Here is an 18,008-nt window from a genome sequence, read left to right as displayed (position 1 = left end):
AATCCTCGGCACCGTCACGTCAACCGAATGCCGAAATTACTTCACAGAGGCAGGCTATGCCCAACCTAAATTCATCCCGCTCTAGTCGCCTGACTTTTCGGCGCCAAAGAAGAATAAAAGGCACGCGACAGCGTTCCCTCCCCCTTGTGGGGAGGGTTAGGGTGGGGGTCCTTCTTCGCAAGAATCCATATGCGATACCCTCCCCACAAGCGGGAGGTAGAGGCCTGAGCTCAAACCCGCTAAAACAGCGCCTTCAGCTCCGCCAATTTGTCATTCACCAGCCAGCCATAGTAATTCTCTTCCGGCAGCTTTTCCGGCTCGCCGGCGGCGCGGCGCCTGTCGTTCTCCGCCTTCAGCGCGTCGGCGCGCTGCTCCGGATTGCCGACATTGTAGAGCGTGGCGGTCAGCCCGGGATTGCCCGAAATGTCGAAGCCGGCAATGCTTTTGTAGGCATCGATCGATTTCCGGATCGTCGCCGCGACGTAGGGCAGCGTCAGGTCGGGATCCATGATGGTCTTGTAGACCGAATTGGGATCGCCGACGTCGAGCTTCGGCAGGCCCGAAACCTTGTGCACGAGATCGCTCATCTGCAAGGCGGTCAGCGGATTGAGCTGGCCAAGGCCGAAGGTCTGGCCGGCATAATAGGGCTGGAAGAAGGTGGCGCCGAAACGATCGTCGGGAAAGCTCGTCCCGCCGACGCTCTTGCCGCGAAACGAACGGTTCCACACCTGTTCGCGGCATTCCCACAGATCGTAGCTGTCGGACATCCCTGCGCATTTCTTGAATTCCGGCCGCTGCACGAAATCGGTGATGTCCTCGCCGTCATAGGCGAAGGAAAGCTTGCTGGAGAGATAGGAGATCGCCTTGACATAGTAGGTCTGCAGCCGGTCATAGGCATCGACATTGTAGGTGTGCTCTCCGACGATGGCGCCGACGATGTGCAGGGGATCGATGCCGTAGGTGGCTGCTGCCTTCTTGATCTTGCCGCGCAATTCGGCGTCGTTCTGCAGCAGGGCGTAGACCTTGCGGTACTTCGCCTGGAAGCTGGTGTTGGTCGCTTGCGTGCGCCGGCTGGAGGCGCCGGGAATATCGGGCTGCACGGCATTGCGATTTCCCGGCGGCACCAATGTCGCTGCCTCGGCGGCGAACAGCGTCGCCGCCAGCGTCAAGCCGAGAATGACCAGGATCAGTTTTTTCATGCACCCGCCGCCCAAGCAATTCCAGGAAAAGTGTGAAACGGTTTTCCGGAATTGCGTCAAACCAAGAGATCGAGAATTGCCGCGCAAACTAGGTAAAGCTCTTGGTCGAGTCGAGAGCGCCCCTTCACCCGGCACTACGAAAGCTGGCCAGATGATACCATCTGGCCACACATGATTTTGCTGGCCGGAAAATGTTGCCTGGACCGGCGCCGGAACGTTCCGGCGCCGTCGTTCAAAGGATGAACCGCGACAGGTCGGTATTTCTGGACAGGTCGCCGACATGCTTTTCCACATAGGCGGCGTCGATGGTGACGCTGGTTCCGTTGCGGTCGGGAGCGTCGTAGGAGATTTCGTCCAGCACCCGCTCCATCACCGTCTGCAGCCGCCTTGCGCCGATGTTCTCGACGCTGGCGTTGAGGTCGACGGCAATGCCGGCCAGCGAATCGATCGCGTCGTCGGTGAAGGTCAGGTCGACGCCCTCGGTCTTCATCAGCGCGATATACTGCTTGATCAGGCTGGCTTCGGTCTCGGTCAGGATGCGGACGAAATCGTCCTTCTCCAGCGCCCGCAATTCGACGCGGATCGGCAGGCGGCCCTGCAATTCCGGCAACAGGTCTGACGGCTTGGACACGTGGAACGCACCCGAGGCGATGAACAGGATGTGGTCGGTCTTCAGCGGTCCGTATTTGGTCGCCACCGTGGTGCCTTCGATCAGCGGCAGCAGGTCGCGCTGCACGCCTTCGCGGGAAACGCCGGCGCCCATGCCGCCTTCACGCGACGCGATCTTGTCGATCTCGTCGAGGAAGACGATGCCGTCATTCTCCGTCGCATCGAGCGCCCGGCGTACCACCTCGTCCTGGTCGAGCAGCTTGTCAGACTCGTCATTGACCAGCAGGTCGTAGGATTCCTTCACCGTCGTCTTGCGCATCTTGGTCTTCTTGCCGCCCATCGCCTTCGACAGCATGTCGTTGATGTTCAGCACGCCGATATTGGCGCCCGGCATACCGGGGATTTCGAAGCCGGGCATGCCGCCAGCGCCGGTGTCGGCGACCTCGACCTCGATCTCCTTGTCGTCGAGCTCGCCGTCGCGCAGCTTCTTGCGGAAACTATCGCGGGTGGCCGGGCTCGCCGTCTTGCCGACCAGCGCTTCCAGCACCCGTTCCTCGGCGTTGACGTGGGCGCGCGCCTTGACGTCCTCGCGCATCTTCTCGCGCACCAGGCCGATGGCGATCTCGACCAGGTCTCGGATGATCTGTTCGACATCGCGGCCGACATAGCCGACCTCGGTGAACTTGGTCGCCTCGACCTTGACGAAAGGCGCACCGGCGAGCCGCGCCAGGCGGCGCGAAATCTCGGTCTTGCCGACGCCGGTCGGCCCGATCATCAGGATGTTCTTCGGCATCACCTCTTCGCGCATCTGGCCTTCCAGCTGCTGGCGGCGCCAGCGGTTGCGCAAGGCGATGGCCACGGCGCGCTTGGCGTCCTTCTGGCCGATGATGAAACGGTCGAGTTCCGAAACGATTTCGCGGGGAGAAAATGTGCTCATATCACTAAATTCCACTTTGCCACTGCTTGATGGCCTCGAACGGATGCAGCAGCATGATCACGTTGAGTGTCAGATTGTCCCGGATGAGATAGCCGGTACCGAGTTCGAAGATGATGGCCAGGCTGACGATCACCCATATAGGTAGCCTTCGCGCCATCACAAATCCCAGCACCATGGCCAGTGTGTCGGACACCGAATTGATGATGCTGTCGCCGTAATAGTCGAGCGAGATGGTGCCGGCGCGGTAGCGCTCGATGATGAACGGGCTGTTTTCGAGCAGCTCCCAGCCGCCTTCGATGAAGACGGCGAACGCCAGCCTCAGTCCGATCGGCGAACGCGGGAACAGGAATCTTGCCAGCGCATAGAACAGGAAGCCGTGGATGATGTGCGAGAACGTATACCAGTCCGAAATGTGCTGGGAATTCTCCGAACTGTTCACGACACCATGCCAGAGCTTGACGTAGCCGCAGGTGCAGATCGGCGTTCGCCCCATGCCATAGAGCGCCCCGGCCTGGAAGATGACCAGGGCAAGCACCAGCAGAAGCCCCATCCGCCAGCTGTCTTCATAGGCCGAATAGCTGCTCTCCGTGGCCGGTGTCGTCATCGGTTCATTCCCCCTCGTTTCGCGTCGTCGTGTCGATCATCACAAAGCTTTGTCACGCCTTCAGCGGCGGTAGCCGGCGGATCACGGCAGCCGGCAAGGTGGGTTTGACCACAATCCGCCGGATACGCTGCCAGCCAGCCCCGAACAGAATGATCAGCGCGCCAACAACGACCAGGATCAAGGCAAAAGGCGGGATGCCCGTCGAATCGGAGGCGGAATTCACCAGATAATAGATGCCCAGCGAACCGAAGTAAGCCAATGTAGGAACCAGAAGCGAACGGCGGTCGATGGCCAGCGCGACATAGAGGAAGCCAAGGATCAGAATCGTCAGCATGATGGTTGCATTGGCATCCGGCGCGATATGTCCGAATACGACGTTCTGGCCGGTTGCCATGATAAAGAGCGGATGCACCAGCATGGGCGCCGAGACGACATGCAGCCAGAAAGCGCAATCGGACCAGATCTTGCGTCGATCCCTATCGTAAATGTCAAAAGCTACACCCGTTGCGAACACGATCAGGCCGCAGATCAGCGGCATGTAAAGTGCCGCGCGAAGCAGTTCTGGAACATCCTCGAGGCGCGGCGGCGCAATCGCACCCGTTGTCACGCTGTCATACAGGATTATCGCCGTTTGCAGGAAGGCAAGCAGTGTAAAGGCGATGGCGATAGCCCCGGCAATGATGGGGACGCGAAAACGCCAGAAATAGATCGCCGCCGCGATTATTCCTCCGCCCAGGAACAGATATCCGGCCTGGGACGCCGTCTGGCGCAACGCCAATAGCTGCCAGATAGTCTCCGGCTTGCGTATGCCGAAGCTGGACTCCACCTGTAGCGCCAGAGCGGCCAGAATGGCGGCCATGAAAATCAGGGCAAGCACGGACGACGATAATTTCATCCGGTGCTGACGCGTGACAATTTCGGCGAGCCCCCAGGCGAAAACCGCGAGGATGCCGGCGATCCAGAATGTCTGGCCTGGAAGCAAGGTGGTCAGGACAAAGAAGAAGCCGGCGCTGAGCAGAACGGTTCCCACGGTGACAAACAGATCGTTGCCGCCGCCCACCAGCCGCAGGTTTTCCTCGTCACCCTCGTCATCGACGCTCCTCGCCTCGGGGGCGAGAGCGACCGTGCGTTCCATGGCCTCCAACTGATCGCGAAGGGTCTGCGAGATCAAACCTTTCGCGACTGCCTTGTCGAGGGTTTCGGCGCTGATCAATTGGGCTCCTGCGTCGCGTCGCGCGCCATCATCAAGGCCGGCCCGTACTCCGATGTTCTGGTGTCAAAAGCAACAAAGCCAGCCTTTTCATAGGCACGGATCGCCCTGACATTGGCGGGATCCGGATCGATGATGACGCGCGGAACACCTTCCTCGAAAAGCTGTTCGACGAACTGGCGCACGATTGCCGAGCCATGGCCGCGCCCGACCAGCTCCGGCACGCCGATCGACACGTCGATGCCGAGCGTGCCGAACGGCTGGTCGGCATAGGGGTGGTCGTCTTCCAGGTGCGGATCGTAGCTTTGCAGATAGGCGATCGGCTTGCCGTCGAGCTCGACGATCAGCGGCTCGACGGAAATGCTATCGATGTGCTCGCGAATGCCGGCGATTTCCGTCTCCGGATCGTCCCACCACTCTGCAACATGCGGCTCAGCGAGCCAGCCGGCGATCATCGGCAGGTCTTTTTCCGTCACCGGCCGAAAATCGTAGCTATCTTCTTGTTCGGCCATGATCTCTGGACGAACGGAACCGTTCGTCTGAGAAAACCGGTTTCCACTTTTCGGGGTCATGGCCGGCTTTTCAGCCGACATCGAGCGTTTCGACGACGAAATTGTTGTTGGTGTAGACGCAGATATCGGACGCGATCTGCATCGCCTTGCGGGCGATCTCCTCGGCATCCTTGTCGCTGTCCATCAGCGCGCGGGCCGCCGCCAGCGCGTAATTGCCCCCCGAACCGATGGCCATGACGCCGAATTCGGGTTCGAGCACGTCGCCGGTGCCGGTCAGCGCCAGCGAGACCGACTTGTCGGCCACCAGCATCATCGCCTCGAGCCGGCGCAGATAGCGGTCGGTGCGCCAGTCCTTGGCGAGTTCGACGCAGGCGCGCGTCAGTTGGTCGGGATATTGTTCGAGCTTGGCCTCGAGCCGTTCCAGCAGCGTGAAGGCGTCGGCGGTGGCGCCGGCGAACCCGGCGATCACATTGCCGCCCTTGCCGATGCGGCGCACCTTCTTGGCGTTGCCCTTCATGATGGTCTGGCCAAGGCTGACCTGGCCGTCGCCGGCGATCACCACCTTGTTGCCCTTGCGCACCGTCACGATGGTCGTGGCGTGCATGGTCAGTTCATTGGACATTTCCTGGCTCCGAGCAGCGCCATCCCGATAAGGCGATTGGCGCGGTACGAGTAACTTTGATCGGCCATATGTATGCATGGGGCCGGTGATTGCAAATCGCTCTCTGGCAAGGCCGATACCGCTGTCAGAGGCAACTGGCAATCGCCGGATCATGCTGCTAGAAGGCTTTCGTTTTCAAGCCTGCGAGCGCTTGAAGCCTCTGAGCCGGTCACGATGTGAACCTCTGGGACAAGGATAGAGTGATGCCGCCCCGTTCCGCCGAAGCAAGCCGCAAGACCAAGGAAACCGACATCTCTGTGTCGGTCCATGTCGACGGCTCCGGCAAGTCGGATATCGCCACGGGGGTCGGCTTCTTCGACCATATGCTGGACCAGCTCTCGCGCCATTCCCTGATCGACATGACGGTCAGAGCCAAGGGCGACCTGCATATCGACGATCATCACACGGTCGAGGATACCGGCATCGCGCTCGGCCAGGCGCTGGCCAAGGCACTGGGCGAGCGGCGCGGCATTATGCGTTATGCCTCGATCGACCTTGCCATGGACGAGACGCTGACGCGCGCCGCGATCGACGTGTCCGGCCGTCCCTTCCTGGTCTGGAACGTTTCCTTCTCATCGCCGAAGATCGGTACTTTCGACACCGAGCTGGTGCGCGAATTCTTCCAGGCGCTGGCGCAGAATTTCGGCATCACGCTGCATGTCACCAATCACTATGGCGCCAACAACCATCACATCGCCGAGACCTGCTTCAAGGCGGTGGCGCGCGCGCTGCGCGCTGCTCTCGAACGCGATCCGCGCCAGCCGGATGCGGTTCCCTCCACCAAGGGATCGTTGAAGGGATAAGGCCATGGCCACCTATGTCGTGATGGAACCGCCAGGCCGCAGCGAGAAGGCCGATGCAACGGCCTTTGTCCGCGATGGCTTCACCTGGCTGGGCCTGCTGGTGCCGCCGCTATGGTTCGCCTGGCATCGGTTGTGGATCGAGGCAGCGCTTGCCTTCGTCGTCATGGGCCTGCTTTCGATGCTGGGCCAGAAGCTCGGCCTTGGTCTGGCCGGCTCGCTGCTGTCACTGTTGGTTTCGCTCTATGTCGGACTGGAAGGGCAAGGCCTGCGCATCGCGGCACTTCGCCGGCGCGGTTGGCACGAATGGGGCGCGGTCGAAGCCGGTTGGCTCGACGACGCCGACACACGCTATGCGCTGGAAGCGGAAGCGCTTGCCGATGAGGTTGTGCCGGCGCCGCGCATGGTCCCCGATGCTGCCCTGGCGCGGCCAGCGCAGCCGGGCATGGCGCTGGGGCTGACCCACATTCCGGGAAGAAGCTGACATGCGGGTTGCGATCATCGACTACGGGTCGGGCAATTTGCGCTCGGCCACCAAGGCTTTCGAGCGCGCCGCGCGCGAAGCCGGCATATCGGCCGATATCGACCTGACCGCAGATGCCGAGCGGGTGCGCACGGCCGATCGCATTGTCCTGCCCGGCGTCGGCGCCTATGCCGACTGCGCGGCCGGCCTGCAGGCCGTCGAAGGCATGTGGGAAGCCGTCGAAGAGGTCGCGATCGTCAAGGGCCGGCCTTTCCTCGGCATCTGCGTCGGCATGCAGCTGATGTCGCAGCGCGGCCTCGAAAAGACGATTACCGAGGGCTTCGGCTGGATATCGGGGGACGTCAAGGAGATCATGCCTTCCGATCCGGCGCTGAAGATCCCGCAGATCGGCTGGAACACGATCGAGCTCAAGCGCCAGCATCCGCTGTTTGCCGGCATACCGACTGGCGCAAGCGGGCTGCATGCCTATTTCGTGCATTCCTATCATCTCGATGCGCGCAAGGCGGACGAGGTTCTGGCGGTTGCCGACTATGGCGGCCCGGTGACGGCGGCTGTCGCCCGCGACAATCTCGTCGGCACGCAGTTCCACCCGGAAAAGAGCCAGGCGCTCGGCCTGGCGCTGATCACCAATTTCATGCGCTGGAGGCCCTGAAAACCGATGAGCAAGAAGGGCTACTGGATGGCGATGGTCGAGGTGACCGATCCGGAAAACTATCCGCTATACATTGCCGCCAACAAAGCGGCTTTCGACAAATATGGCGCAAAATTCCTGACCCGCGGCGGTCAGTCGTCGAGCCCGGAAGGGCCGTCGGGCAATCGCCATGTCATCATCGAGTTCGAGAGCTACGCGGTCGCACTCGCCTGCTTCCATTCGCCCGAATACCAGGCGGCGCTGAAATTCCGACGCCTCTATTCGACGTCGCATTTCGCCATTGTGGAAGGCGCCTGAACGGATGATCCTTTTCCCCGCCATCGACCTCAAGGACGGCCAGTGCGTGCGCCTCAGGCACGGCGACATGGCGACCGCGACCATCTACAACGACGATCCTGCCGCTCAGGCGCGAGCCTTCGAGCAACAGGGCTTCGAATGGCTGCATGTCGTCGACCTCAACGGCGCCTTCCAGGGCCAGAGCGTCAACAGCGCAGCGGTCGGCGCCATCCTCGAGGCGACGAAGAACCCGGTGCAGCTCGGCGGCGGCATCCGCACGCTGGCGCAGATCGAGGACTGGCTCGATCGCGGGCTGGCCCGCGTCATCCTCGGCACGGTGGCGGTCCGCGATCCCGACCTTGTCAAGCAAGCCTGCAAGACGTTTCCGGGCAAGGTGGCCGTCGGCATCGATGCCAAGGGCGGCAAGGTCGCCGTCGAGGGCTGGGCCGAGGCGTCGAGCCTTGGCGTCGTCGAACTGGCGAGGAAATTCGAGGGCGCCGGCGTCGCCGCCATCATCTACACCGACATCGACCGCGACGGCGTTTTGACCGGCATCAATTGGGACGCCACCATCGACCTCGCCGATGCCGTGTCGATCCCGGTCATCGCGTCGGGCGGTCTCGCCTCGATCGCCGACATCGTGCGCATGACCATGCCCGATGCGCAAAAGCTCGAAGGCGCGATCTCCGGGCGCGCGCTCTATGATGGCCGTATCGATCCGGCGGGCGCCCTGGCGATCCTGCAGGGCAGGGCGGAGACGCGGCCGTGAAAATCTCCATTATCCTCGCGTCCTATGACAGCGGCCACTACCATGGCGGCATGGGCCAGGGCCCGGACGCACTGATATCAGGCGGTCTCGTCGACGCCCTGACCATGGCCGGCCATGACGTTACGGTGGAAGACATCGGCAAGGTCGGAGACATCCAGGAGCGCGAGATCGCCACCGGCTTTGCCGTCTGCAACGCGGTTTCAGCCGAGGTTCGCCTTGCCCGTGACACCGGTCGGTTTCCCATCGTCCTTGCGGGAAATTGCCTGACATCAGCCGGTGCGGTCGCCGGCGAGGACGCCGATGCGATCATCTGGGCCGACCAGCATGGCGACCTCAACACGCCCGAGACATCGGCATACGGCTTTCTCGACGGCATGGCGCTGGCGACGGTGCTTGGCCTGTGCTGGAGGCCGATGGCGTCGGCCATTCCCGGCTTCAAGCCGATCGATCCGTCGCGTTGCGTGCTCGTCAACGCGCGCGATCTCGATCCGGACGAGAAGCGGCTGCTGGAGACGCTGCCGATCGTGCGGACGGAATGCTCCGGGGTGGCCCAGGCGACCGAAAGACTGAAGATCGCCGGCGCCAAACGCGTGCACATGCACCTCGACATGGACGTGCATGATCCCCGGGAGTTGCAGGCCAACCGCTATATCACTTCGGGCGGCCCGAGCCCGGAGCAGTTGCGCGACGCCACTTGCGCCATGGCGCTTGCGGTGCCGGTCGTCGGCATCACCGTCTCCGCCTACGACCCGGCTTTCGACGCGCAGGCCGATGTGCCGCCGCTGGTCGGTCAACTGCTGAACGATCTCATCGCCACGATAGAGGGCCGCTGATGCTGAAAGCCCGTGTCATCCCCTGTCTCGACGTCAAGAACGGCCGTGTCGTCAAGGGCGTCAACTTCGTCGATCTCGTCGACGCCGGCGATCCGGTCGAGGCGGCCAAGGCCTATGACGCGGCCGGCGCCGACGAGCTTTGCTTCCTCGACATCACTGCTTCGTCGGACAATCGCGAAACCATCTTCGACGTCATCGCACGCACCGCCGAACAATGCTTCATGCCGCTGACCGTCGGCGGCGGCGTGCGCCAGGTCGCCGACATCAGGAAGCTGCTGCTGGCCGGCGCGGACAAGGTGTCGATCAACACGGCGGCGGTGAAGAACCCGGATTTCGTTGCCGAGGCCGCCGGCAAGTTCGGCAACCAGTGCATCGTCGTCGCCATCGACGCCAAGAAAGTGTCCGCCACCGGTGAGGCCGACCGCTGGGAGATCTTCACCCATGGCGGGCGCGAAAAGACCGGCATCGACGCGGTCGAGTTCGCGCGGAAAATGGTCGATCGCGGCGCCGGCGAGATCCTGCTGACCTCGATGGATCGCGACGGCACCAAGGCCGGCTACGACATCGCGCTGACCCGCGCGATATCAGACGCCGTGCGCGCGCCGGTCATCGCTTCCGGCGGCGTCGGCACGCTCGACCACATGGTCGAAGGCATTCGCGACGGCCATGCCGGTGCGGTGCTGGCCGCGTCCATCTTCCATTTCGGTACCTACACGATAGCGCAGGCCAAGGCGCATATGGCCGCCGCAGGGCTGCCGATGCGGCTGGACTCTGTGAATAATCGGCCCTAAAGCATGATCCCGAAAAGTGGGAACCGGTTTTCGGAAAAGATCATGCCTAAACAAGCAGATAGATGGCGCCATGGCTGAGTTTTCGCTGTCAGATCTTGAAGAAACCATCAGGGAACGCGCCCATTCCGGCGACCCGGACTCGTGGACGGCAAAACTGTTCGCGCGCGGCATCGACAAGGCGGCGCAGAAACTCGGCGAGGAAGCAGTCGAGACGGTGATTGCCGCCGTCAAGGGCGACAAACAGGCCCTCGTTTCGGAAAGTGCCGATCTTATATATCATTGGCTCGTCGTTCTCGGCCTCTCGGGGGTTTCGCTGAGCGACGTGCTCAAGGAGCTCGAAGGCCGCACCCGGCGTTCGGGCATCGCCGAGAAGGCGTCACGGCCCAAGGGCTGACCGCGAGGAAGGGCAGGTATCTCGATGGATCAGCTCGCGCCGACCGAGAAGTATTCCCCGTTTCGCTTCTTCTCCGCCGAGCAATGGTCGCAATTCCGCGCCGACACGCCGCTGACGCTGAGTGCGGACGAATTCCGCCGCCTGCGCTCGCTCAACGATCCGGTCGATCTCGAAGAGGTCACGCGCATCTATCTGTCGCTGTCGCGGCTGTTGTCGGCTCATGTCGAAGCGAGCCAGCTGCTGTTCCGGCAACGCCAGGCCTTCTTCAACGCGGTCGACGTGGTCAAGACGCCCTTCATCATCGGCATCGCCGGTTCCGTCGCGGTCGGCAAATCGACCACCGCACGCGTGCTGAAGGAGCTTTTGGCGCGCTGGCCGTCGAGCCCCAAGGTCGATCTCATCACCACCGACGGCTTCCTGCTGCCCAACGAGGTCCTGCGCCGCGAGAACCTGATGGAGCGCAAGGGTTTTCCAGACAGTTACGATGTCGGCGCGCTGCTGCGCTTCCTGTCGGGCATCAAGTCGGCGCTGCCCGATGTCCGCGCGCCGGTCTATTCGCACCTGACCTATGACGTCATTCCCGGCGAGTTCGTCACCATCGACCGGCCCGACATATTGATCTTCGAAGGCATCAATGTCCTGCAGCCCGGCAAGCTGCCGCAGGACGGCAAGATCGTGCCTTTCCTGTCGGACTTCTTCGACTTCGCCATCTACATCGATGCCGACGAGAAGCTGATCCACAACTGGTACATTTCCCGCTTCATGCGGCTGCGTGAGACCGCCTTCCGCAATCCGGACTCCTTCTTTCACCGCTACTCGCAGCTGTCGGAGGGTTCGGCGCGCGCCATCGCCGAAGGCCTGTGGACCAACATCAATTTGAAGAATCTGCGCGAGAACATCCTGCCGACGCGGGCCCGCGCCGACTTGATCCTGCGCAAGGGCGCCGACCACCTGATCGAGGAAGTGGCGCTCAGGAAGCTGTGACGGCCGGCTTCGTCACCCGTCGCAATGTCAGATTGATCCGCCCACCGTTTTTCAGCAGCGCCGAGGTCGAGGGATAGATCCGATCGACGCCGTGAAAGCACAGCCGCCCCTCGCCGCCGAGCACCACGACATCACCGCTTTGCAGCCTGAACGACTTGGTGGCGCCATCACGCGTGGTCTGGCCAACCCGGAACAGGCAGTCGTCGCCGAGCGAGACGGAGACGACCGGCGCCGAAAAATCGGTCTCGTCGCGGTCCTGATGCAGGCCCATCTTCGCATCCGCCGTGTAGAAATTGATCAGGCACGCTTCCGGCGGATGTGGATAGCCCGAGACCTCGCGCCACAGGTCGAGCAGCGCATCCGGAATTGGCGGCCAAGGTTCCCCGGTTAGCGGATGCGCCGGCTGGTAACGATAGCCGTGCTCCTTGTCGGTAACCCAGCCCAGCGGCCCGCAATTGGTCATGCGCACGCTCATCTCCTTGCCGGTGCGCGGCATGGCCGGCACGAACAGCGGCGCCTGCTGCACGATCCGTCTCACCTCGTCGACCAGTTCTTCCTGCACGGTGCGTGACAGGTAGGCCGGCATGTGGCGGACGCCTTTGGGCAGAACAAGCACGGATTCGATCGCCTCTTGGATGGTTCGGAACCGTAAAATGTCACGATCAAATGAAAACGGCGACCCGAAAGCCGCCGCTCTTGTCGAATTGGCAGTCGCCGATCAGGCGAGGTCGGGGATGCGCAGCACCTGGCCCGGATAGATCTTGTCGGGATGGGTCAGCATCGGCTTGTTGGCCTCGAATATGACCGTGTTCTTGACGCCTTGGCCCTTGCCGTAGCTTTTCTCGGCGATCTTCCAGAGATTGTCGCCCTTCTTCACGGTGTAAAAGGTGGGCTCCTTGGCGGGGGCGGCGGCCGTGCCAGGTGCTGGCGCGACCTGTAATTCGTCCGCCTGCACCTTGGAGACGCCGAGCGTGTTGCCGACGGCGATGACCGCCTTCTCGAAAATCGACTGGTCCTTGACCACACCCTTCAGCACCGCCGTATCGCCGTTGACGACGACCTCGACGCCATCGGTGCCGAGCTTGTGCGAATCGAGCTCCTTCTTGAGTGTGTCGGCCGTGGGTGCGGCTTCGTCGTCACCGCCGATGCCCAGTTTCTTGCCGACACTCTTGACGAAATCGAACATGCCCATCGTTGGTCTCCATTGCTGTGGTGGGTGATCGCAGCTTGCCATCTGCAACCCAGAATTGGAAGCCACCCGCGCGTTGCAGCTTCGCGGTGCTTAATCGTTCTCCACCCGGCCGCGCAGCTTCTTGATCGTGCCGCGCCCGGCCTTGCTCTTCAGCCGCCGTTCCACGGCACCTTTCGACGGCCGCGTCTTCTTGCGCGGCGGCGGCGGCGGCTCGGCGGCCTTGGCGACCAATGCCGTCAGCCGTGCCCGCGCATCCGCCCGGTTCTGTTCCTGGGTGCGGAAGCGGCCCGCTTCGATGACGATGACGCCGTCCTTGGTGGCACGCTGGCCGGCAAGCTTGATCGTCCGCTCGCGCACGCGCTCCGACAGACCCGTTGCGTTGGCCGCGTCGAAGCGCAGCTGCACCGCCGTCGCCACCTTGTTGACGTTCTGGCCGCCGGGACCCGACGAGCGGATGAAGTCCTCGTGCAGGTCGCCCGGATGGATCACCGCATCGCCTGATATGATGATGTTGTCGTCGCTCGCCATGCCGCAGTCATGGCGCGGCGGATCGAAAAAGAAAAGGCCCGATCGAACCGGGCCTTTCAACGAAAGCTGAACCCTGTGGCGCGATTACTCCGCCGCTTCCTGCATGCGCGGCGCGGCGCCCAGCACCACGGCGTCGACATGGCTTTCGAATTTCTCGAAATTGACGGCGAACATGCCGACCAGCCTTGCCGCCTGCCGGTCATAGCCGGCCTTGTCGGCCCAGGTCGCCCGGGGGTCCAGAATCATCGGGTCGAGAACGGCGCTGTCGACGCCAGGGACAGCCACCGGCACCTCGAAACCGAAATGGGCATCGGTGCGGAACTCGGCCGTCTTCAGCGAGCCGTCGAGCGCGGCGGCAAGCAAGGCGCGCGTCGCCTTGATCGGCATGCGCTTGCCGGTGCCGTAGGCGCCGCCGGTCCAGCCGGTGTTGACCAGCCAGCAATCGGCGCCGTGGCGTGCAATCAGCTCGCGCAGCAGATTGCCGTATTCAGAAGGGTGGCGCGGCATGAATGGGGCACCGAAACAGGTCGAAAACGTCGCTTCCGGCTCGGTCACGCCCTTTTCGGTTCCAGCCACCTTGGCGGTGTAGCCGGACAGGAAATGATACATCGCCTGCGCCGGGGTCAGCCGCGCGATCGGCGGCATCACGCCGAACGCATCGGCGGTCAGCATGATGATATTCTTCGGGTGGCTGGCGCGTCCCGTCTTGCTGGCGTTGGGGATGAAATCCAGCGGGTAGGCGCAGCGCGTGTTTTCGGTCAGCCTTCCGTCGTTGAAATCCGGCACGCCATCAGCGTCAAGCACGACATTTTCCAGCACCGTGCCGAAGCGCTGCGTGGTGGCGAAGATTTCCGGCTCGGCTTCCGCCGACAGCTTGATCGTCTTGGCGTAGCAGCCGCCTTCGAAATTGAAGATGCCGTGCGGTCCCCAGCCATGCTCGTCGTCGCCGATCAACGTGCGCGAGGGATCGGCCGAGAGTGTCGTCTTGCCGGTGCCCGACAGGCCGAAGAAGATCGCCGCGTCGCCGGCCGAACCCTCGTTGGCCGAGCAATGCATCGGCATCACGCCTTTCGTTGGCAGCAGATAGTTGAGCATGGTGAACACCGACTTCTTCATCTCACCGGCATAGGAGGTGCCGCCGATCAGCACGATCCTGCGGGTGAGATCCACGGCGATCACCGTTTCGGTGCGGCTGCCGTGGCGGAGGGGATCGGCGCGGAAGGACGGCAGGTCGATGATCGTCATCTCGGGCACGAACTGTTCGAGTTCGGCGGCACCGGGACGAATGAGCAGATTGCGGATGAACAGCGAGTGCCAGGCAAATTCGGTGATCACCCTGGTCGGCAGTTTCAGTCCCGCATCGGCGCCGCCGACCAGATCCTGGACGTATAGATCCTTGTCCGCGGCATGCGCCTGGAAATCGGCGAGCAGCGTGTCGAATTGGGTCGGCGAGATCGCCTTGTTGTTGTCCCACCAGACATGTGGTTCGGTGTCGCTGTCGCGGACGACGAACTTGTCCTTGGGCGAGCGGCCGGTGTGCTGTCCGGTTTCGGCGACCAGCGCGCCATGTGCGGTCAAGCGGGCTTCGCCGCGCCGTATCGATTCCTCATAAAGGGCTGCCGCACCGAAATTATAGCGCACCACGCCGGTGGTTTTCAGGCCGATATGATCGATCGCGCAGGCGGAATTGCGTTTGCCGACTTCCGACATCGAGTGTCCCTCTTGGATTTGCCGCATCTTTGCCGGCACGTTTCCGGCACGCCCACTACACGGGCTGAGATGGTCAGAACCAGAAAAGCCAAATGATATCAAATCATTAATCGATTTAAATATTTTGAAAGTTGTTTAAATCGTTTATATGTGCAAAAAGTTTCGCGGTTGCCCAAAGGATTGGCGATGTTCGTTCGTCCAACCCATGTCGAGGTAGGATTGTGGCCGCCGGCATGCCGCGCGTGACAGCGGACAAGGCCTATGCCACATTTTGTACCTAATTTGTCCTGCAAAAGCCCCTTCTCTACGACAGAAGGGACAGCTCATGAGGGAGCCGCTTGAAATGGCAACAATCGCGCTTGTCGATGACGACCGCAACATTCTGACATCGGTGTCGATCGCCCTGGAATCCGAGGGGTATCGCGTCGAGACCTACACGGATGGTGCGTCAGCGCTGGAAGGCCTGGCGGCCCGCCCGCCGAACCTTGCCATCCTCGACATCAAGATGCCGCGCATGGACGGCATGGAACTGCTGCGCCGCATGCGCCAGAAGTCCGACCTTCCGGTGATCTTCCTGACCTCCAAGGACGACGAGATCGACGAATTGTTCGGCCTCAAGATGGGCGCCGACGATTTCATCCGCAAGCCCTTCTCGCAGCGCCTGCTGGTCGAGCGGGTGCGCGCCGTGCTGCGCCGCGCCAGTGCCCGCGAGGCTGCCGCCAAGACGCCAAGCCAGCAGGCCCGCTCGCTCGAGCGCGGCCAGCTCGTCATGGACCAGGAGCGCCACACCTGCACCTGGAAAGGCGAGCCGGTGACGCTCACCGTCACCGAGTTCCTGATCCTGCATTCGCTGGCGCAGCGTCCAGGCGTCGTAAAAAGCCGTGATGCGCTGATGGATTCGGCTTATGATGAACAGGTCTATGTCGACGATCGCACCATCGACAGCCACATCAAGCGGCTGCGCAAGAAGTTCAAGGCCGTCGACGACGACTTCGAGATGATCGAAACCCTTTACGGAGTCGGATACCGGTTCCGCGAAGCATAAGTAGCAGGGCCTGCTATTCGATGGCAGTGGAAGCACAGCGAACAAGACCGGCGGGCGCCTCCAGGCGGCCGTCGCGGATCATGCCGTCCTTCGTCTCGAAGATCACGGTGCCGATGCGCCGCTTCCTTGGCCATCACATCTTTTCCAGCCTGACGCGGCGTATCCTGTTCCTCAACCTTGCCGGCCTCGCCGTCCTGGTGACCGGCATCCTCTATCTCAACACCTTCCGAGACGGGCTGATCGACGCCCGCGTCGAAAGCCTGATGACCCAGGGCGAGATCATCGCCGGTGCGATCGCCGCGTCGGCGACGGTCGAGACGGATTCGATCAGCATCGACCCGGAAAAGCTGCTTGAACTGCAGGCCGGCGAAAGCCTGGGGCCGGGCTCCGACCAACTCGACAATCTCGACTTCCCGATCAACCCGGAGCGCGTCGCCCCGGTGCTGCGAAGGCTGATCTCGCCGACCAGGACCCGCGCCCGCATCTATGACCGCGACGCCAACCTGCTGCTCGATTCACGCCACCTCTATTCGCGTGGCCAGATCCTGCGCTACGACCTGCCGCCGGTCGAGGAGGAAGAGCCCGATCTGGTCGAGCGCATCCAGAAATTCGTCTTCGACTTCTTCCGCAACACCGAGCTGCCGGTCTACCACGAGCAGCCGGGCGGCAATGGCGCCGCTTTCCCGGAAGTGGTCAAGGCACTCACCGGCAGCCCGTCGACCATCGTGCGCGTCAGCGAGCAGGGCGAGCAGATCGTTTCGGTGGCGGTGCCGATCCAGCGCTTTCGTGCCGTCCTGGGCGTGCTGATGCTGTCGACCGAAGGCGGCGACATCGACAAGATCGTCGCCGCCGAGCGCAAGGCGATCCTGCGCGTCTTCGGCATCGCGGCCCTTGTCACGGCCATCCTGTCGATGCTGCTCGCTTCGACCATCGCCAATCCGCTGCGCCGGCTGTCGGCGGCGGCGGTGCGGGTGCGGCGCGGCGTCAAGAGCCGTGAGGAGATCCCCGACTTTTCCGACCGTCAGGACGAGATCGGCAATCTGTCGATCGCCATACGCGACATGACCAACGCGCTCTACGCCCGCATCGAGGCGATCGAAAGCTTCGCGGCCGATGTCTCGCACGAGCTGAAGAACCCGCTGACGTCGCTGCGCAGCGCGGTGGAAACCTTGCCGCTGGCCAAGAACGACGATTCGCGCGGCCGGCTGATGGATATCATCCAGCACGATGTCAGGCGGCTGGACCGGCTCATCACCGATATTTCCGACGCATCGCGCCTGGACGCGGAACTCGCGCGTGAAGATGCGGGGACGGTTGACCTGAAGAAATTCATCACCGATCTGGTCGCCGTTTCGCGCGAAGCGACGCGCAACAAGAAGGCGGTCGAGATCGAGTTCAAGGCCGCCAAACTGCCGCAGGGCGTCAAAGGCTATGTCGTCGTCGGGCATGATCTGCGCATCGGCCAGGTCATCACCAATTTGATCGAGAACGCCCGTTCCTTCGTTCCCGAGGATCATGGCCACATCAGCTTGTCGCTGGCGCGTGCCGGCAAGTTCAACATCGTCACCGTCGATGACAATGGCCCGGGCATCCGGGCCGACAACATCGACCGCATCTTCGAACGCTTCTACACGGATCGGCCGGCCGGCGAGGCATTCGGCCAGAATTCGGGCCTTGGCCTGTCGATATCCAGGCAAATCGTCGAGGCCCATGGCGGCACGCTCACCGCCGAGAACATCCCCGGCACCAAACCCGGCGAGATCAAGGGCGCGCGTTTCGTGGTGACGTTGCCGGCCGAAGGCTGAGGGCATGAATCCC

21 protein-coding genes are annotated in these 18,008 nt (G+C 62.6%); 11 read left to right on the top strand and 10 right to left on the bottom strand.

All coding sequences use genetic code 11. The features are described 5' to 3' along the window. Positions 1-239: 239 nt before the first annotated feature. From NKH52_RS23825 to hslV, 6 genes are all read right to left on the bottom strand, one after another. Positions 240-1,199 carry a DUF1402 family protein gene (locus NKH52_RS23825; protein ID WP_352734369.1) on the bottom strand — a complete coding sequence of 320 codons (960 nt, stop codon included), beginning with the start codon at positions 1,197-1,199 and terminating at the stop codon, positions 240-242. 232 nt (positions 1,200-1,431) lie between these two features. Further along, positions 1,432-2,745, bottom strand: a complete 1,314-nt coding sequence (gene hslU / locus NKH52_RS23820) for an ATP-dependent protease ATPase subunit HslU (RefSeq protein ID WP_023810648.1) — start codon at positions 2,743-2,745, stop codon at positions 1,432-1,434. 4 nt (positions 2,746-2,749) lie between these two features. Further along, positions 2,750-3,349, bottom strand: coding sequence for a DUF2585 domain-containing protein (locus tag NKH52_RS23815; RefSeq protein ID WP_352734367.1), 600 nt, complete (start codon positions 3,347-3,349; stop codon positions 2,750-2,752). 52 nt (positions 3,350-3,401) lie between these two features. Continuing rightward, positions 3,402-4,562 (bottom strand): hypothetical protein, encoded by a 1,161-nt coding sequence (locus NKH52_RS23810; RefSeq protein WP_352734365.1) that lies wholly within the window; start codon positions 4,560-4,562, stop codon positions 3,402-3,404. Beyond that, a complete protein-coding gene (locus tag NKH52_RS23805) occupies positions 4,559-5,071 on the bottom strand; it encodes a GNAT family N-acetyltransferase (RefSeq protein ID WP_352734363.1) in 513 nt (170 codons plus the stop codon). Before NKH52_RS23805 ends, NKH52_RS23810 begins: the two co-directional genes overlap by 4 nt. A 70-nt stretch (positions 5,072-5,141) precedes the next feature. Then, the gene (gene hslV, locus NKH52_RS23800; protein WP_127289530.1) at positions 5,142-5,693 is read right to left on the bottom strand and encodes an ATP-dependent protease subunit HslV; all 552 of its coding nucleotides are present in this window, start codon (positions 5,691-5,693) and stop codon (positions 5,142-5,144) included. 242 nt (positions 5,694-5,935) lie between these two features. On the opposite strand from hslV, the gene hisB reads away from it, so the two are divergent. From hisB to coaA, 9 genes are all read left to right on the top strand, one after another. Beyond that, positions 5,936-6,535: an imidazoleglycerol-phosphate dehydratase HisB gene (gene hisB / locus NKH52_RS23795; RefSeq protein ID WP_352734360.1), complete on the top strand. Its 600-nt coding sequence runs from the start codon at positions 5,936-5,938 to the stop codon at positions 6,533-6,535. A 4-nt stretch (positions 6,536-6,539) separates the two neighbouring features. Further along, a complete protein-coding gene (locus tag NKH52_RS23790) occupies positions 6,540-7,016 on the top strand; it encodes a DUF2628 domain-containing protein (RefSeq protein ID WP_027039976.1) in 477 nt (158 codons plus the stop codon). A 1-nt stretch (position 7,017) separates the two neighbouring features. Then, on the top strand, positions 7,018-7,668 hold the full coding sequence (hisH, locus tag NKH52_RS23785) for an imidazole glycerol phosphate synthase subunit HisH (RefSeq protein ID WP_352734358.1): 651 nt from the start codon (positions 7,018-7,020) through the stop codon (positions 7,666-7,668). 6 nt (positions 7,669-7,674) lie between these two features. Beyond that, positions 7,675-7,965, top strand: coding sequence for a DUF1330 domain-containing protein (locus NKH52_RS23780; RefSeq protein ID WP_127289536.1), 291 nt, complete (start codon positions 7,675-7,677; stop codon positions 7,963-7,965). A gap of 4 nt (positions 7,966-7,969) precedes the next feature. After that, positions 7,970-8,713, top strand: coding sequence for a 1-(5-phosphoribosyl)-5-[(5-phosphoribosylamino)methylideneamino]imidazole-4-carboxamide isomerase (gene hisA / locus NKH52_RS23775; RefSeq protein WP_352734356.1), 744 nt, complete (start codon positions 7,970-7,972; stop codon positions 8,711-8,713). Continuing rightward, positions 8,710-9,546 (top strand): arginase family protein, encoded by an 837-nt coding sequence (locus NKH52_RS23770; RefSeq protein ID WP_352734354.1) that lies wholly within the window; start codon positions 8,710-8,712, stop codon positions 9,544-9,546. Before hisA ends, NKH52_RS23770 begins: the two co-directional genes overlap by 4 nt. Next, positions 9,543-10,337: an imidazole glycerol phosphate synthase subunit HisF gene (hisF, locus tag NKH52_RS23765; RefSeq protein WP_352734373.1), complete on the top strand. Its 795-nt coding sequence runs from the start codon at positions 9,543-9,545 to the stop codon at positions 10,335-10,337. Before NKH52_RS23770 ends, hisF begins: the two co-directional genes overlap by 4 nt. A gap of 70 nt (positions 10,338-10,407) precedes the next feature. Further along, the gene (locus NKH52_RS23760; protein WP_063170995.1) at positions 10,408-10,731 is read left to right on the top strand and encodes a phosphoribosyl-ATP diphosphatase; all 324 of its coding nucleotides are present in this window, start codon (positions 10,408-10,410) and stop codon (positions 10,729-10,731) included. 24 nt (positions 10,732-10,755) lie between these two features. After that, positions 10,756-11,715, top strand: coding sequence for a type I pantothenate kinase (gene coaA, locus NKH52_RS23755; protein WP_013528342.1), 960 nt, complete (start codon positions 10,756-10,758; stop codon positions 11,713-11,715). Here coaA and NKH52_RS23750 read toward each other — a convergent pair. From NKH52_RS23750 to NKH52_RS23735, 4 genes are all read right to left on the bottom strand, one after another. Continuing rightward, on the bottom strand, positions 11,702-12,331 hold the full coding sequence (locus tag NKH52_RS23750) for an alpha-ketoglutarate-dependent dioxygenase AlkB family protein (protein ID WP_127369979.1): 630 nt from the start codon (positions 12,329-12,331) through the stop codon (positions 11,702-11,704). The genes coaA and NKH52_RS23750 overlap by 14 nt on opposite strands. 102 nt (positions 12,332-12,433) lie before the next feature. Continuing rightward, positions 12,434-12,907 (bottom strand): peptidoglycan-binding protein LysM, encoded by a 474-nt coding sequence (gene lysM / locus NKH52_RS23745; protein ID WP_013528340.1) that lies wholly within the window; start codon positions 12,905-12,907, stop codon positions 12,434-12,436. A 90-nt stretch (positions 12,908-12,997) separates the two neighbouring features. Then, positions 12,998-13,435, bottom strand: a complete 438-nt coding sequence (arfB, locus tag NKH52_RS23740; protein WP_023810634.1) for an alternative ribosome rescue aminoacyl-tRNA hydrolase ArfB — start codon at positions 13,433-13,435, stop codon at positions 12,998-13,000. 84 nt (positions 13,436-13,519) lie between these two features. Continuing rightward, positions 13,520-15,145, bottom strand: a complete 1,626-nt coding sequence (locus tag NKH52_RS23735) for a phosphoenolpyruvate carboxykinase (RefSeq protein WP_352734350.1) — start codon at positions 15,143-15,145, stop codon at positions 13,520-13,522. A gap of 343 nt (positions 15,146-15,488) precedes the next feature. On the opposite strand from NKH52_RS23735, the gene NKH52_RS23730 reads away from it, so the two are divergent. Next, complete coding sequence (locus NKH52_RS23730) at positions 15,489-16,190, top strand: response regulator transcription factor (RefSeq protein WP_013528337.1); 702 nt, start codon at positions 15,489-15,491, stop codon at positions 16,188-16,190. Between the two features lie 20 nt (positions 16,191-16,210). Continuing rightward, positions 16,211-17,995 carry a sensor histidine kinase gene (locus tag NKH52_RS23725; protein ID WP_013528336.1) on the top strand — a complete coding sequence of 595 codons (1,785 nt, stop codon included), beginning with the start codon at positions 16,211-16,213 and terminating at the stop codon, positions 17,993-17,995. The last annotated feature ends 13 nt before the right edge of the window (positions 17,996-18,008 follow it).

The organism is Mesorhizobium sp. M1066, from assembly GCF_040318635.1.
Taxonomy (GTDB): Bacteria; Pseudomonadota; Alphaproteobacteria; order Rhizobiales; family Rhizobiaceae; genus Mesorhizobium.
This window is presented reverse-complemented; position numbering and strand designations above follow the sequence as displayed.

Bases quoted from the DNA above. Each gene is read 5' to 3' on its own strand.
- NKH52_RS23825 (WP_352734369.1), bottom strand. From the start codon at position 1,199: ATGAAAAAACTGATCCTGGTCATTCTCGGCTTGACGCTGGCGGCGACG.
- hslU (WP_023810648.1), bottom strand. From the start codon at position 2,745: ATGAGCACATTTTCTCCCCGCGAAATCGTTTCGGAACTCGACCGTTTC.
- NKH52_RS23815 (WP_352734367.1), bottom strand. From the start codon at position 3,349: ATGACGACACCGGCCACGGAGAGCAGCTATTCGGCCTATGAAGACAGC.
- NKH52_RS23805 (WP_352734363.1), bottom strand. From the start codon at position 5,071: ATGGCCGAACAAGAAGATAGCTACGATTTTCGGCCGGTGACGGAAAAA.
- hslV (WP_127289530.1), bottom strand. From the start codon at position 5,693: ATGTCCAATGAACTGACCATGCACGCCACGACCATCGTGACGGTGCGC.
- hisB (WP_352734360.1), top strand. From the start codon at position 5,936: ATGCCGCCCCGTTCCGCCGAAGCAAGCCGCAAGACCAAGGAAACCGAC.
- NKH52_RS23790 (WP_027039976.1), top strand. From the start codon at position 6,540: ATGGCCACCTATGTCGTGATGGAACCGCCAGGCCGCAGCGAGAAGGCC.
- hisH (WP_352734358.1), top strand. From the start codon at position 7,018: ATGCGGGTTGCGATCATCGACTACGGGTCGGGCAATTTGCGCTCGGCC.
- NKH52_RS23780 (WP_127289536.1), top strand. From the start codon at position 7,675: ATGAGCAAGAAGGGCTACTGGATGGCGATGGTCGAGGTGACCGATCCG.
- hisA (WP_352734356.1), top strand. From the start codon at position 7,970: ATGATCCTTTTCCCCGCCATCGACCTCAAGGACGGCCAGTGCGTGCGC.
- NKH52_RS23760 (WP_063170995.1), top strand. From the start codon at position 10,408: ATGGCTGAGTTTTCGCTGTCAGATCTTGAAGAAACCATCAGGGAACGC.
- coaA (WP_013528342.1), top strand. From the start codon at position 10,756: ATGGATCAGCTCGCGCCGACCGAGAAGTATTCCCCGTTTCGCTTCTTC.
- lysM (WP_013528340.1), bottom strand. From the start codon at position 12,907: ATGGGCATGTTCGATTTCGTCAAGAGTGTCGGCAAGAAACTGGGCATC.
- arfB (WP_023810634.1), bottom strand. From the start codon at position 13,435: ATGGCGAGCGACGACAACATCATCATATCAGGCGATGCGGTGATCCAT.
- NKH52_RS23735 (WP_352734350.1), bottom strand. From the start codon at position 15,145: ATGTCGGAAGTCGGCAAACGCAATTCCGCCTGCGCGATCGATCATATC.
- NKH52_RS23730 (WP_013528337.1), top strand. From the start codon at position 15,489: ATGGCAACAATCGCGCTTGTCGATGACGACCGCAACATTCTGACATCG.
- NKH52_RS23725 (WP_013528336.1), top strand. From the start codon at position 16,211: ATGGCAGTGGAAGCACAGCGAACAAGACCGGCGGGCGCCTCCAGGCGG.